We start from the raw sequence: 14,476 nt of genomic DNA on the forward strand, positions 1-14,476 counted from the left end.
TACCTAAGGCCTCAATACAATCCGCTCAAGTCCTCGGCCGGTTCGCGGCGTTGAGGAATGGGCGGCGGCGCGGCCTGGGTCGGCGGCGGGGCCGATGCGCCCGCGTTCGTGCGGGCCTCCTGCTCGCGGCGGATGACGTCGTTGTAGTTCTGCGGACCGACCGGCGTGGCCGGCGCCTCGACCGCCGGGGCCTGACGCTCTGTGCCGGGCCGGAAGGCCTCCTCGATGCCGTTCACCACGCGGAAGATCGCATTCTTTGGCCGGACGAACGGACGCGCCGGACGCTCTTTCAGCGCCGTCTGCATGAACTGGGTGAAGACCGGCACAGCCGCCGAGGCGCCCGCTTCACCGGACCCCAGCGAACGGTTGTCGTCAAAGCCGATGAAGACACCGACCACGATGTCGGTTGTGAAGCCGACGAACCAGGCCGAACGGTACTCGTTGGTCGTGCCCGTCTTGCCCGCGACCCAGCGGCCCAGGCCGCGCGCGCTGGCGGCGGTGCCGCGCTGGACCACGCCTTCCAGCATCGAACTCATCTGATAGGCGGTGATGGGGTCGATGACCTGGGTTCCACGCGGTTGCAGGCGCGGCGATTCCTGGCCCGAGAAGCCGCGCCCGCATTCGCGGCAGGTGCGGTCGTCGGCGCGGAAGATCGTCTCGCCGTGACGGTCCTGGACATAGTCGATCAGATAGGGGTTCACCCGGCGCCCGCCGTTGGCGAAGGCGGCGTAGGCCGTGGTGATCTCCAGCGGCGTCACCTCCCCCGCGCCCAGCGACACCGACAGGTTCGGCGTCAGGCCGGGAATGCCCATCTTGTCCGACAGGGCCACGATCTTGTTCATGCCGACCGTCGAGGCCAGACGCACGGTCATGACGTTGCGCGACAGCTCCAGCCCGCGCCGCAGGGTCTGCGGGCCATAATACTGGCGGCTGTAGTTTTCAGGCGTCCAGCGCTGGCCGTTCGGCCCGCCCGCAAAGCTGATCGGCGCATCCAGCACGATCGACGCCGGGCTGAAGTCGCCCTCCAGCGCGGTTGCGTAGACGAAGGGCTTGAACGCCGAACCCGGCTGGCGCTTGGCCTGGGTCGCGCGGTTGAAGCTGGACAGCGCATAGGAATAGCCGCCGACCATCGCCAGCACCCGGCCCGACTGGGGCTCGACCGCCACCAGGGCGCCGTTGACGCGCGGCACCTGTTTCAGGGCGAACTGGCTGCCCTTCTTCTCGACGAAGATCAATTCGCCGCGACGAAGCTGGCGATTGGCGTTGGCCCAGGCGGCGTCGCCGGGGATCAGATTGCCCGTCTCATTGCCCTTGGCCGTGATGATGCGCACGCTGGCGCCGCTGACGCTCTCGATGGCGGCGGCTTCCCAGGTGCGGCGTTCGGGCGGCGCCTGCTCCTTCAGCGCGGCGGCCTGCCAGCCGTCGGCGAAGTCGGTCGTGCCCCAGCCCCCGCGCCAGCCGTGGCGACGGTCATAGTTCTCCAGCCCTTGCATCAGGGCCTCACGCGCCGCCGTCTGCAGCGTCGGGTCCAGCGTCGTGCGCATATAGAAGCCGCCCGCGCGCAGTTGCTCGCCGAACTTGGGATTGGCGGCGGCCTGACGTCGGGCCTCTTCAACAAAGAAGTCGGCGTCCTGATATTCGGCCCGCTTGGGCGCATCCTGAGTGGTCAGGGGCCGAGCGCGCGCCTCGGCGACCTGCGCCGGGGTCAGCCAGCCGCTCTGGCCCATTTCGCCCAGCACCCAGTTGCGACGGCCCAGGGCCGCTTCGGGGTGACGCTTGGGATGATAGTTGTTCGGCCCCTTGGGCAGCGACGCCAGGAAAGCCGCCTCGTCCGGCGTCAGCTGGTTCAGCGACTTGCCGAAGTAGTTATAGGCCGCCGAGGCGATGCCGTACGACCGATAGCCCAGGAAGATTTCGTTCAGATACAGCTCAAGGATCCGCTCCTTGGACAGGCTGGCCTCCAGGCGGCTAGCCAGAATGGCTTCCTTCAGCTTGCGGTTCAGGCTGGATTCGTTGGTCAGCAGGACGTTCTTGGCCACCTGCTGGGTGATTGTGGACCCGCCCTCGAGCCGCCGACCGGACGCCAGGTTGAAGACGTTCTTGATCGAGGCCCGGCCGATGCCGCCCACGTCGATGCCGCCGTGCTGGAAGAAGTTGCTGTCTTCCGCCGCCAGGAAGGCGTGAACCACTGTCGCCGGGATCTGGTCGTAGGATACGAAAATCCGCCGCTCGTCTGAAAACTCGCCGATCAGGGTGCCGTCGCCGGCATAGACCCGCGTAGCGGTCGGCGGCGTATAGTCCGCCAGCTCCGACGCATCCGGCAGGTCGTGGAACAGCCACGCCGCATAGACGGCGACAACCAGCCCCGCCAGGGCGATGCCGCCCAACAAGACCATGCCCGCCCATACGAACCAGCGTTCCGCAATCTTCACTTCGTACTCCGACGACGCGTCTCGAAAGCCTGCTTTAGCCCGCGTCGGGGCCATTCCGCTAGAGCCCGCGCCGCGCCTTGTTTGCAACGCCCCTTCAGCTGGGTCGTTAGACGCCCATCTCAGTCATTCCCATTGATAGGAGCCAGACCATGGAAGTTCTGTACCGCGCCCACGCCACTGCATCCGGCGGCGGCCGCGAAGACGGCCGTTCGGCGACCGACGACGGCAAGATCGACGTAAAACTGTCCACGCCCAAGGAAATGGGCGGCAAGGGCGGCGACGGGACCAACCCGGAACAGCTTTTCGCCACCGGCTACGCGGCCTGCTACCTAGGCGCCCTGCGTCTGGTCAGCGGCAAGGCGGGCACGCCCGTCGGCCCTGACACAAAGATCACCGCAGGCATTGGCTTCGGCAAGAACACCAGAGGCGAAGGGTTCAATCTGGATGTCGAACTGGAGATCTCGGATCACGGTCTGGAGCAAGCGGTCATCGACGACCTGATCCAGAAGGCGCACCAGGTCTGCCCCTACTCCAACGCCACGCGCGGCAATGTCGATGTGAAGCTGACGGCGGTCTGACACGCCCCTCAGGAAGAGCGGAGGCCCGCCATGCCGCCTGTGCTGATCATAGGGGCCGGTCCTGTCGGACTGGCCGCCGCCCTCTTCCTGACCCGTCGCGGCGTCTCCGTGCGCATTCTGGACGCAGACGCTGCGCCGCACGCCACCTCCCGCGCGCTCGCCGTCAGCCCGCGCACCCTTGAACTTCTGACAGACAGCGGCGTCGCCGCCGCCATCGTCGCTGAGGGCAACAGGGTCGACGGCATCCGCCTGTTCTACGACGGCCAACCGCTGGCGACCGTCACGCCGGACTGGAGCCGGATGGGATCGCCCTATCCCATGACCATCCTGCCCCAGGCCCGGTCCGAGGCGCATCTGATCGCGGCTCTGTCTGTTCTGGGTGTCACCGTCGAACGCGGGCGCGCCCTGACCGGCGTCCGCCAGACCGACGACGCCGTCACCGCCGTCTTTGCGGATGGAGAGGCGCTGACCACGCCGCTGTTGTTCGCCGCCGACGGCGCCCATTCCGTCGCCCGCCACGCCCTGAACATCAGCTTCCCCGGCGACAGCGCGTCCCAGGCCTGGCATCTGATGGATGCAGAGATCGAGGGGCCACCCACGGATCAGGTCTGGGTCAATTTCGGCGTCGGCCGCGCCTTCATCTGCCTGCCCTATGCGGGCAAGACCGTGCGGCTGTTCACCTTCGGCCAGCCGCTGATCGACAGCATCCCCAGGGATTGGCGGCTGGGTGAAATCCGCTGGCGCAGCGATTTCACGGTGTCGCACCGCATCGCGGATCGGCTGTCCGTCGGTCGGATCGCTCTGGGCGGAGACGCCGCACATATCCACTCACCCATCGGCGGACGCGGCATGAACCTGGGCATAGAGGACGCCTGGGTCTTCTCAGCCTGCGCGGCGGACTTCCTGAATGGCGAAACCAGCTGCATTGACGACTATGACCGCCTGCGCCGTCCCGCCGACGCCGCCGTCGTAAAGACCATCCGCGCCATCACCCGGTTCGTCACGGACGACGGTTTCATCGCCAATACGGCCAAGCGAACCCTGCCGCCCATCGCCACGCGTTTCCCCGGTTTGATCAACCGTGCGCTTCGTGTCGGCATGGGCCTCGACCACCCGATCCCACTGCGCTAATCGAGGGCCATGACCTCGCCGCTCGACGCCTCCCCCGATCCGCTGCTGACGCTTGAACCCCACCGCCGCGTGACGCTTCGCGAAGCGTTCGGCGTGGACAGCGACATGACCGTGCCGTGCTTCAACGAGCGCGACAGCCATGTGCCCGAGATCGACGAGGCCTATCGCTTCGATCCCCAGACGACCATCGCCATCGCCGCAGGCTTCGCCTTTGACCGCCGCGTCATGGTCCAGGGCTATCACGGCACCGGCAAATCGACCCATATCGAACAGGTCGCCGCCCGCCTGAACTGGCCGCTGGTGCGCGTGAACCTGGACAGCCACGTCAGCCGCATCGACCTGATCGGCAAGGACGCCATCGTCCTGAAGGACGGCAAGCAGATCACCGAGTTCCGCGAGGGCATCCTGCCCTGGTCGCTGCAACGCCCCGTCGCCCTGGTCTTCGATGAATATGATGCGGGCCGCCCGGACGTCATGTTCGTGATCCAGCGCGTGCTGGAGGCGCAGGGCCGTCTGACCCTGCTGGACCAGAACCGCGTCATCCGCCCCAACAAGCATTTCCGCCTGTTCGCCACGACCAACACCATCGGTCTGGGCGACACCACGGGCCTGTATCACGGCGCGCAACAGATCAATCAGGCCCAGCTGGACCGCTGGAACATCGTCACGACGCTGAACTACCTCGATCACGACGTCGAGGCCGAGATCGTCGCCGCCAAGGTGCCCGAGTGGTCGGACGCCGAGGGCAAGCGCCGCATCGCCGCCATGGTCCGCGTCGCCGACATGACCCGCAACGCCTTCATGAACGGCGACATCTCCACAGTCATGTCGCCGCGCACGGTCATCACCTGGGCCCAGAACGCCATCATCTTCGGCGGCGATGTGGCCCTGTCCTTCCGCCTGACCTTCCTGAACAAGTGCGACGAACTGGAACGCCCCACCATCGCGGAGTTCTACCAGCGCGCATTCGGCGAAGACCTGCCCGAAGCGGCGACACGGGTGAAGGTGGGGTGATGCGCGCCCTGACGGCATGCCTGGCCCTGCTGGTCTGCATGCCGTCCGCTGCTCTCGCCTGCAGCAGCCCAAGCTACTCAGAGTCGGGCCTCAGAATTCAGGCCGACCGGCTTGCCGAACGCATGGTGGCCGCCGCCGCCTTCATCGAAGTGGTCGTGGTGGATTCAATCACGCCCTGGGACACCACGACGTTTTTCGCCAAGGAACGCGCCGAAGCCCTGGCAAGCGCACGTCCGGAATGGGCCAGCGCAATCGCCGCCGACTATGACGCCTATCAGGCTGAGTATCAGACGTTAAAGGCATCGACCGTGACGTTCCGTGCCGTCGAGATCCTGAAAGGTTCGCCACAGCAGCCATTCTCCGCAGGCGGTTTTGTCACGACGGACGAGAATGCCGACTATGACCTGGCTGATCTGACAGATCGCATCCCTGCGAGCGGCCCCCTTCCCTCAGCGGATAACCTGTACAACTGGTATCCGATCACAGATTTGAACCAGCATGGCGGCCGCGGGTCTTGCAGCACCCCCATCGCCGTCAGGCCCAATGGCCGCTATCTGGTGTTCCGCGCAGCCGATGGCGAATTGCTGCGGGGCGCCTTGCCGACGATGACGACGACACTACGCCGTCGGGGGTTCAGCGTGGACGGGCCGAATTTCGAAGCGGTTTCAGAACCTCATGACCTGTGGCTCGATTAGGTTCGCGCCGCCGTCATCAACACATCCGGCCATTAGCCACCCCCCGCGATTGATCGCTCTTTAAGGACTCACGCCCTACGACACAGTTCGAGTGGGGCCTGGTTCATGATTGACAGCACTGAGTACGTTCGCGCCTACGCGGAGCGGTACAGAGACTTGTTTCCAGTGCGGCTGGCGTCGGTCGCTGCAGTCATCTTTCTGACCGTATGGCTCAGCGGCTGGGTCTGGGGCATCGGCTTCTTCGCCGTGCAAGGGCCGCTCTATGTCATGCTGTGGCGTGTGACCCGGCGCAGTCTGGCGCAGCCGGATGCGCCGGGCGGCGGTCTCAGGCTCAAGCGCTGGACCGAGGCGATCACCCTGGCGCTGGCGGTGCACAACAGCCTGTTCGTGCTGGCCGCCTGGCGTTTGCTGCCAGACCTTCATATCCACCTGATCCTGCTGATCTCGGGCGTGCTGATGGTCGGCGCCCTTCAGGCCCACGCCAGCCGCCTCAGCTTCGCGGCCGCGGTGGTTCCCCCCATGGCCGCCATCTTCTGGATCACCTTCATCGAACCCGGCGTCAGCCCCACCCTGCAGATGCCGGTCCTTATGCTGACGCTCGGCGTCGTCAGCGCCGCCTGGCGCCAATGGCGCACCGACCGCGAGACCGTCCGGCTGATGCTGGAGATGTCCGAACAGTCGCAACAGCTTCAGGCCGCCCTGTCTCAGTCCGAGATCGACCGCGCCGCCGCCGAACGCGCCAACCAGGCCAAGTCCCGTTTCCTGGCCATGATCAGCCACGAGGTCCGCACACCCCTGAACGTCGTCCTGGGTCTGGCCGAGGTTCTGAAACGCCGCCGCCTGCCCTCGGCGGAGGCGGGCATGATCGACGACATGGCGGATGCGGGCGGCATGTTGCTGCGCCTGCTGAACGGCGCGCTGGACATCTCCAAGATCGAATCCGGCCAGTCCGAGGTTCAGATGGCGCCCGCCGATCTGGCCCAGACCCTGACGGCCATCGTCCGCGTCTGGGGCGCCCGCGTCGAGGAGCTGAACCTGTCGCTGGAGCTGGAGTTGCTGGGCCGCCCCGAGGACTTCGTCGTCCAGACGGACGTGGCCAAGGTCGAACAGGTGATCATCAACTTCCTGTCCAACGCGTTGAAGCTGACGCCGAACGGCGTGATCCGCATCGTCGCCCAGGCCCAGCCCGCATCGGACGGCGCCGTCGCCCTGAGCTTCGAGGTTCACGATCAGGGTCCGGGCGTGCCCCAGGACCAGCGGGAGCGCATCTTCCAGCCGTTCGAGCAGCTTGAGGCCGGGCGCGCCGTCGGCGGCGCAGGCCTGGGCCTGGCCATCTGCCGCGCCAGCGTCCTGGCTCTGGGCGGCGATCTGGGCGTCCGCGCCGCCCAGCCGCACGGCGCTGTCTTCTGGTTCGGCTTCACGGCGGAGCGCACGACGGTCCACGCCGTCCCCCTGCCTGTCGAGATCGACCTGCCCCCGGCGCCGCACCGGACCGCCAGCCCGCCTGCGGATGACCGCCCGTCCATCTTGATCGCCGAGGACCACCCCGCCAACCGCAAGCTGCTGGCCCTGCTGCTGGAGCCGTTCGACATCAACCTGGTCTTTGTCGAGAACGGCAAGGAGGCGCTGGACGCTCTGTCCGACGCTTCATTCGACCTGGTGCTGATGGATGCGATGATGCCCGTCATGGACGGCATCACGGCCCTGACCGCCATCCGCGCGACCGAGGCCGCCGCTGGTCGCCCCCGCGCCCTGGTCCATATGCTGACGGCCAATGTGTTCGAGGACGACGTCGCCCGCTACATGCAGGCGGGGGCCGACGGGGTTCTGCGAAAGCCCATAGAGATCGACGACCTCCACCGCGTGGTGCAGCAGAGCTTCAGACAGCCTCTGGCGGCCTGACCGCCCAGCTGGGCTCCGCCATGCCCCGCGCTGTGTCGCGCAGGCCCTGGGGCCAATCGACGGTCGCCGCCGCAAACCCGGTGCGGTCGCCTGCGAACAACATCCGCACAGCCTCTTCATAGTTGGCCAGGTCCCCAGCCAGCGCGGTCATGAACCGATAGGCCGCCTCTTGCGCGCGGCGCGCCCGATCCGGCCCCTCGGCCTCGCGCATCGCCGCCTCGACCATCTTGCGTAGGGCCGCCGAGGCGCCGCCCGGCTGACCGGCCAGCCAGTCCCAGTGACGCGGCAACAGGGTCACCTCGCGCGCCGTCACCCCCAGCCGGGGCCGCCCTGGTCCCTTCTTGGGCTCAGGCGCCGCGACCGGCAGCCGCGCCAGCGCCGTCTCCAGATCGCCGCGCAGATCGAACTCGACGGCATGACCGCTCGCCAGATCGAAGACCAGCACGCCCTCGCCTGCGTCCGTCGCCGCCTTGACTGCATCCAACACGTCCTGCGGCCGCCCTTCGGCGATCAGACGCTGACCGGAAAAGGCCGCGCACTGCATGTCGAAAGTGGGGATCATCTTCGGCTCCTCGTTCGAGGCCCCGAATTGCCCGGATAAAATCACGCCGTCAAATCAACCCGGCGGGCTGGGCAAGGACGGCGGCGCCATGACGCACCGCCGTCCGTCTTTTCATCAGATCACGCCGAAGGCGCGCATGGCCTCGGCCACCCGCACGAAGCCGGTGATGTTGGCGCCCAGCACATAGTCGCCCGGCACGCCGTATTCGTCCGCCGTCTCGGCGCAGCGATCGTGGATCGAGTGCATGATTGTCGCCAGTCGCGCCTCGGTGTCCTCGAAGCTCCAGCTGTCGCGCGAGGCGTTCTGCTGCATCTCCAGGGCCGAGGTGGCGACGCCGCCGGCATTGGCGGCCTTGCCCGGCGCAAACATGACGCCCGCTTCCTGAAAGATACGCACGGCTTCCGGCGTGCAGGGCATGTTCGCCCCCTCGCCCACCGCCAGCACGCCATTGGCGACCAGTTGCCTGGCGTCGTGGCCCGTCAGCTCGTTCTGGGTGGCGCAAGGCAGGGCGATGTCGCCCGCAACATCCCAGATGGAGCCGCCCTCGACATAGTGGGCGCCCGCGCCGCGCAAGGCCACATATTCCGAGATCCGACCGCGCGACTTTTCCTTGATCTGCTTGACCAGATCCAGATCGATACCCTGCTCGTCGACGACATAGCCGTTGGAGTCCGAACAGGCGACGACCTTGCCGCCAAACGCCTGGACCTTCTCGATCGCATAGATGGCCACATTGCCCGAGCCGGAGACGATGGCGCGTTTGCCCTCCATCGCGATTCCCTTGGTGCCCAGCATCCGCTCGACGAAATAGACCGTGCCATAGCCGGTCGCCTCGGTCCGGGCGCGCGATCCGCCATAGACCAGTCCCTTGCCTGTCAGGACGCCCGCCTCATAGCGGTTGGTCAGGCGCTTGTACTGGCCGAACATGAAGCCGATCTCGCGCGCGCCCACGCCGATGTCGCCTGCGGGTACGTCGGTATATTCGCCCAGGTGGCGGTACAGCTCGGTCATGAACGACTGACAGAAACGCATGATCTCGCCGTCCGAGCGACCGCGCGGATTGAAGTCCGACCCGCCCTTGCCGCCGCCGATCGGCAGGCCGGTCAGGGCGTTCTTGAAGATCTGCTCAAAGCCCAGGAACTTGATGATCCCCAGGTTTACTGACGGGTGGAAGCGGATGCCGCCCTTGTACGGACCCAGGCCCGAGTTGAACTGCACGCGGAAGCCGCGGTTGATCTGCACCTGATTGGCGTCATCGACCCACGGCACGCGGAAGATGATCTGGCGTTCCGGCTCGCAGATGCGTTCGATCAGGGCATCGTCGGCATAGTTCGGATGTTTGGCCACGACCCGGCCCAGGCTTTCCAGCACTTCGCGCACCGCCTGATGGAACTCGGCTTCGCCCGCGTTCCGGCGCAGCACTTCCGCCAAGATAGGCTCGAGCTTTTCGTCGATCTGGGTCAAGTCGCACTCCGTCAGGCTAGCCAGCGTCGGGAGGAGCCAACGCCGTTCGGCGTGCTGCATAGCTAGAAATCTTCGAACTTCGCGTCTTTTTTTGACTTGAAACGATATTTTATTCCGAAACCACCCCATTCGACGGTCGGAAGCTGCGGAAAATCCTGTGTGCAGCGCGGCAAAAACTGGGCGGGTTTTGCGCTGACGGCGTACCGTCGAATCGGGTGCTGTGGTGGAGCGGTGGTGCCTCATCGCTTCTTTCGTCATTCCGGGCGCAGCGTAGCGGAGACCCGGAACCTAGCGGCGCCGAAGGCGAAATCCATCCGCCGCAACCTGTTCAAAGATCGAACCATCGACAGGTTCGCGCTCCCGCGCGCCGCTGGGTTCCGGGTCTTCGGGCCAAGCGGCCCTACGCCGGAATGACGAAAGTGGGTGCAGTGCTGGGTATTTCGCTCCAACTCACACAATGACGCTGCTCGATCCCAGCGTTTCCAACGCCTATCTCAATCCCAATCCAATCTACGCGCCTGACCTTCCGCATCCCTTATGCTGACAACGTCCCGTCGCCCGGAGGGCTCGTAAGGCCTGCGACCTTGCGGCGGCGGGAGCGGATGGAGCGGGGGCGGGTTTGCGACAACCCGCGTCGAGGGCGACTTATCGGCTGGACACGGTTCAGCGTCTGAAGCGTCGTCGGAGGGTCGAGGGGGATACTCGGCTGCACCTGGACGGTTCTCGCAGGAGCCGCCAGCCCGTCGCAGGCTTATGGGGTTAGGCGATAAGACCGCCACCATTCAGCGCCCCGAGCTTGCAGGCCAACCATTCGCGCGGGGCGTCAAACCTTCGTCGAAACGGTAATTCTAAAATCACACTCCGGGCGAAGGCCCGGTGCCCCGCCCAGCCCTCCATTTGGGCTTTCCGCCTGCCCCAACCCACGCCCCGCGGCGGCGGGCGCCTCTGCACGTCCAAAATGTTCTTGCTTTGTTCTGAAACTCGTTCCATCGTCAGGACATGGAAGCCGCAAAGGGAAGAGGCGCGCGTTCGAATGCGACCGGCCGCTACGAGACAAATCAGTCCGAGGCCTTTGACGACGGCTGGACCGGCGATGACGCCGCGCCCGCGCCGTTGCGCACCATCCTCACCCCCGAACACGCGCGCACCATCATTGCCCGGAACGACAGTCCGGACATTGGCTTCGACCGCTCCATCAACCCGTACAAAGGTTGCGAACATGGCTGCATCTACTGTTACGCCCGTCCGTCCCATGCCTGGATGGGCCTATCCCCGGGCCTGGATTTCGAGAGCCGGATCTTCTTCAAGCCCGAGGCCGCAGGTCTGCTGGAACAGGCGTTCCTCGCACCCAAATATCGATGCAAGCGAATCCACATAGGCGGCAACACGGACCCCTATCAGCCGGTTGAGCGGACACTGAAATCCACCCGCTCGATCCTTGAGGTCATGCGGCGCTACAACCATCCCTTCACCATCATCACCAAGTCGGTGCTGATCGGGCGCGACGCCGACATTCTGGGACCGATGGGCAAACAGGGACTGGCCTCCGCCATGGTCTCCATCACCACCCTGGACCGCAGTCTGGCCCGAACGATGGAGCCGCGCGCCTCAACCCCCGCCAAACGGCTGGAGGCGATCCGCAAACTGGCCGACGCAGGCTGTCCGGTCGGGGTCGGCTTCGCCCCCGTCATTCCTGGCCTCAACGATCATGAGCTGGAATCGGTGCTTGAGGCCGCCGCCAAGGCCGGGGCGACCTCGGCCATGTATGTCACATTGCGCCTGCCGCTGGAGATCAAGGATCTGTTCCGCGAATGGCTGGCCGACGCCCGGCCCGACCGCGCCGCCCGCGTCATGTCACTGGTCCGCCAGACGCGCGGGGGCCGCGACTATGACCCCGACTTCTCGCAGCGGATGAAGGGCTCAGGCCCCGTCGCCGACCTGATCGCCGCCCGCTTCAAGGCTGCGATCAAACGCTATGGTCTGGACACGCCCCGCGCCCTGCTGGACGAAACCCAGTTCCGCGTCCCGCCCGAGGCCCGGCCTCAGCTTGAACTTTTCGGCTAGTCCTCGTCCGCTGCCGACGGATCGATGGCCCGGGTCACCAGATCGCGCCAGGTCGGATCAGTGTCGTCGACCAGATCGACGTCCTCCATCAGGGCTACGGCCCCCTCCCCGTCCGGCAGGATCAGGCCCAGCACCTGCATCTCTTCGCCGTCCTTACCCAGATGGGTCTCGGCCTGGACGATGACCGCCGCCTGTTCGCCGTCTTCCTCCCACCAGATAACCGGCTGGGGCAGGTCCATGTCGATTACGCGCGGATCGTCCGTCTCGCCCAGGGCGAACACCGCCCGGCGCGCCTGCACGTCGTCCAGCGTCGCCACCGCGCCGGTGAACGGCTTCAGCCGGCTCCAGTCGTCGGCGTCGAACCCGCCGCCGTCCTCATCGAAATCCTGATCGCTCATGTGCTCACGCCTATCGTCTGAAAATACCGACCAGTTCGACGTGCGCCGACCACAGGAACTGGTCCACCGGCGTCACCGTCTCCAGACGGAAGCCCTTGTCGAGCAGCACCCGCGCATCCCGCGCAAACGTCTGCGGATTGCACGACACGCCCACGACCACGCTGGCCTTGGTGTCGGCGATCTGGGCCGTCTGCTCAATCGCCCCGGCGCGCGGCGGGTCGAACACAATGGCGTCGCAGCCCTTCAGGTCAAACGGTGTCAGCGGACGACGGAACAGGTCGCGTGCCTCCGCCGTGATCGCCTTCATCCCCTTGGCCGAACCGACGCCGATCTTCAGCGCGTCGATGCCCGGCTTGGACGCATCCGCCGCGATCACCGGCGCCACGGTCGCCAACGGGAAAGTGAATGTCCCCGCGCCGCAGAACAGGTCCGCGATCTTTTTGGCCCCCTTAACCGCCGCCAGGGCGCGCGACACCATCGCCGCCTCGGCCTCCGGCACCGCCTGCAGGAAGCCGCCCGCAGGCAGGGGCACGGTCGCCGGACCGAACGCCACCTTGGGCTGGCGCGCCATCATCATGACGTCGCCCGCCAGACTCAGCCGCGCCAGATCGGCCCGCTGCGCCGCCGCAATCGCCCGCATCTGGGCGTCGCCGGACAGGCCGCCCGTGCGACGCTCCACCCCCGTCACGTCAACATCCAGCCCCGACAGGGTCCAGGTCACATGCAGGCTCGGCGCGGATTTCGGATGCTCCAGCAGGGGCGCCGCCACCTCGGCCAGCATCGGGATGGCCGCCACGATACGCGGATCGGCGATGGGACAGGCCGTCACCTCGACCAGACGCCACGACCGACGCGCCTTGAAGCCCAACGCCACCCGCCCGTCCGGCATCCGCCGCGCATGCAGCGCCACCCGGCGACGCGTACCCGCTGGCGTCGCCACGGTCGCCTCGATCTCGGTCTCGATCGCTTCACGCGCCAGGGCCAGCCGCACCTGCTCGCGCTTCCAGCCCAGATACGGCTCAGCCGCCCAGTGCTGCAGCGAACACCCGCCGCAATCGCCATACTGGGGCGACACCGGCGCAATCCGGTCCGCGCTGACGGTCACGATCTCGATCTGTTCGGCGCGGCCGTCTGTCACCACCGCCCGGACAGTCTCGCCCGGCAATGTCAGGGGCACGAAGACCGGCCCGTTCGGCGTATTGGCGACGCCATCGCCCTGCCCGCCGACGCGGTCGATGCTCAAGATTTCCATCGGCGGGCTTCTAGCCGTCCCGCCCCATCACGCCAACCCAGCCAATTTCACCCGCAAGATGAACGAAGATGAACAATCCGCTCAAATAGCGTTCAGCTTCGGTCATCTACATCTCACTGCAACAGACACGGGGTTCAGCCGTTCTCCGGTTACGGAACGCGTCCGATCCTCGAAGGGGTTCAAACCAAATGCGCACGAAGATTGTCTCACTGGCCGCCGCCCTCGCCTTCGCAGGCCTGGCCGCGCCGATGGCCGCCGAAGCCCAGAGCTACGGCTACACCCAGAACTACGGCACCGGCGCCTATGGCCGCCCGTACAACTATGACAACCGCGGCTATCAGTATGATCCGTGCCAGACCCAACGTCAGGGCCGCACCGGCGCGGGCGCCGTCATCGGCGGCGGCGCGGGCGCCGTGATCGGCTCACAACTGGCTGCACGAGGCCGCCGCACCGAGGGCAGCGTCCTGGGCGGCGTCGTCGGCGCCCTGATCGGCTCTCAAGTAGGCCGCAGCAGCTCGGACAACTGCGACTATCGTCAGGACGGCTACTATAACCAGGGCTATCAGGGCGGCGGCTATTACAACCGCCAGCCGGTCTACACCCAGCCCCAGTATGGCTACAGCCAGCAGACCTACGGCTATTACGACAACCGTTACGCGGGCGATCAGGGCTACAGCTACGGCTACGACCAGTACGACCGTAACGACTACGCCCGCGATGACCGCGGCTATTACAACGACCGGTCGCAGCCGGTTCAGTCCTACCAGAATTCAGATGGATGCCGTCTCGCCGAGAGCGAAATCCGTCTGCCGGATGGTCGTCGCGACACCCGCTATGTGCGGACCTGCCCCGACCAGTACGGCCGCTATCGCGTCGTCGATTAATAATCAGCCCCCCTGTCGATCGACGACGTGACGGGAGCCGCCGGAGGATCAATCCTTCGGCGGTTTCTCCATTTTTTGGGGCGCCTACCGCGCGGTCGCG

General features: G+C 66.2%; 12 protein-coding genes. 7 read left to right on the forward strand and 5 right to left on the reverse strand.

Annotation, left to right across the window (positions count from 1 at the left end; all coding sequences use genetic code 11):
- Nucleotides 1-11 precede the first annotated feature (11 nt).
- Nucleotides 12-2,486 carry a penicillin-binding protein 1A gene (locus KWG56_RS07080; protein ID WP_219354243.1) on the reverse strand — a complete coding sequence of 825 codons (2,475 nt, stop codon included), beginning with the start codon at nt 2,484-2,486 and terminating at the stop codon, nt 12-14.
- A 95-nt stretch (nt 2,487-2,581) separates the two neighbouring features.
- On the opposite strand from KWG56_RS07080, the gene KWG56_RS07085 reads away from it, so the two are divergent.
- The 5 genes from KWG56_RS07085 to KWG56_RS07105 all read left to right on the forward strand — a co-directional run bounded on the left by KWG56_RS07085 (nt 2,582) and on the right by KWG56_RS07105 (nt 7,752).
- Nucleotides 2,582-3,010, forward strand: coding sequence for an organic hydroperoxide resistance protein (locus KWG56_RS07085; RefSeq protein ID WP_219354244.1), 429 nt, complete (start codon nt 2,582-2,584; stop codon nt 3,008-3,010).
- 30 nt (nt 3,011-3,040) lie between these two features.
- Nucleotides 3,041-4,141 (forward strand): FAD-dependent oxidoreductase, encoded by a 1,101-nt coding sequence (locus KWG56_RS07090; protein ID WP_219354245.1) that lies wholly within the window; start codon nt 3,041-3,043, stop codon nt 4,139-4,141.
- 9 nt (nt 4,142-4,150) lie between these two features.
- Complete coding sequence (gene cobS / locus KWG56_RS07095) at nt 4,151-5,155, forward strand: cobaltochelatase subunit CobS (protein ID WP_201098001.1); 1,005 nt, start codon at nt 4,151-4,153, stop codon at nt 5,153-5,155.
- Nucleotides 5,155-5,850, forward strand: coding sequence for a hypothetical protein (locus tag KWG56_RS07100; RefSeq protein ID WP_219354246.1), 696 nt, complete (start codon nt 5,155-5,157; stop codon nt 5,848-5,850). The genes cobS and KWG56_RS07100 overlap by 1 nt, the downstream gene beginning before the upstream one ends.
- Nucleotides 5,851-5,955: 105 nt before the next feature.
- On the forward strand, nt 5,956-7,752 hold the full coding sequence (locus KWG56_RS07105) for a response regulator (RefSeq protein ID WP_219354247.1): 1,797 nt from the start codon (nt 5,956-5,958) through the stop codon (nt 7,750-7,752).
- Here KWG56_RS07105 and KWG56_RS07110 read toward each other — a convergent pair.
- A complete protein-coding gene (locus KWG56_RS07110; protein WP_244999682.1) occupies nt 7,730-8,314 on the reverse strand; it encodes a DUF2239 family protein in 585 nt (194 codons plus the stop codon). The two genes, KWG56_RS07105 and KWG56_RS07110, sit on opposite strands and share 23 nt — an antisense overlap.
- A 114-nt stretch (nt 8,315-8,428) precedes the next feature.
- Entirely contained in the window at nt 8,429-9,778 is a 1,350-nt protein-coding gene (gene gdhA, locus KWG56_RS07115; RefSeq protein WP_244999683.1) for an NADP-specific glutamate dehydrogenase, read from the reverse strand.
- A gap of 999 nt (nt 9,779-10,777) precedes the next feature.
- Here gdhA and KWG56_RS07120 point away from each other — a divergent pair.
- Nucleotides 10,778-11,842: a PA0069 family radical SAM protein gene (locus KWG56_RS07120; RefSeq protein ID WP_219354249.1), complete on the forward strand. Its 1,065-nt coding sequence runs from the start codon at nt 10,778-10,780 to the stop codon at nt 11,840-11,842.
- Here the strand turns inward: KWG56_RS07120 and KWG56_RS07125 are convergent.
- Both KWG56_RS07125 and KWG56_RS07130 read right to left on the reverse strand, forming a co-directional pair.
- On the reverse strand, nt 11,839-12,240 hold the full coding sequence (locus KWG56_RS07125; protein ID WP_219354250.1) for a hypothetical protein: 402 nt from the start codon (nt 12,238-12,240) through the stop codon (nt 11,839-11,841). The two genes, KWG56_RS07120 and KWG56_RS07125, sit on opposite strands and share 4 nt — an antisense overlap.
- A 10-nt stretch (nt 12,241-12,250) precedes the next feature.
- Nucleotides 12,251-13,492 carry a class I SAM-dependent RNA methyltransferase gene (locus KWG56_RS07130; protein WP_219354251.1) on the reverse strand — a complete coding sequence of 414 codons (1,242 nt, stop codon included), beginning with the start codon at nt 13,490-13,492 and terminating at the stop codon, nt 12,251-12,253.
- A gap of 188 nt (nt 13,493-13,680) precedes the next feature.
- Between KWG56_RS07130 and KWG56_RS07135 the strand changes: the two genes are divergently transcribed.
- Nucleotides 13,681-14,376: a glycine zipper 2TM domain-containing protein gene (locus KWG56_RS07135; RefSeq protein ID WP_219354252.1), complete on the forward strand. Its 696-nt coding sequence runs from the start codon at nt 13,681-13,683 to the stop codon at nt 14,374-14,376.
- Nucleotides 14,377-14,476 lie beyond the last annotated feature (100 nt).

Source organism: Brevundimonas nasdae (assembly GCF_019395145.1).
Classification (GTDB): domain Bacteria; phylum Pseudomonadota; class Alphaproteobacteria; order Caulobacterales; family Caulobacteraceae; genus Brevundimonas; species Brevundimonas nasdae.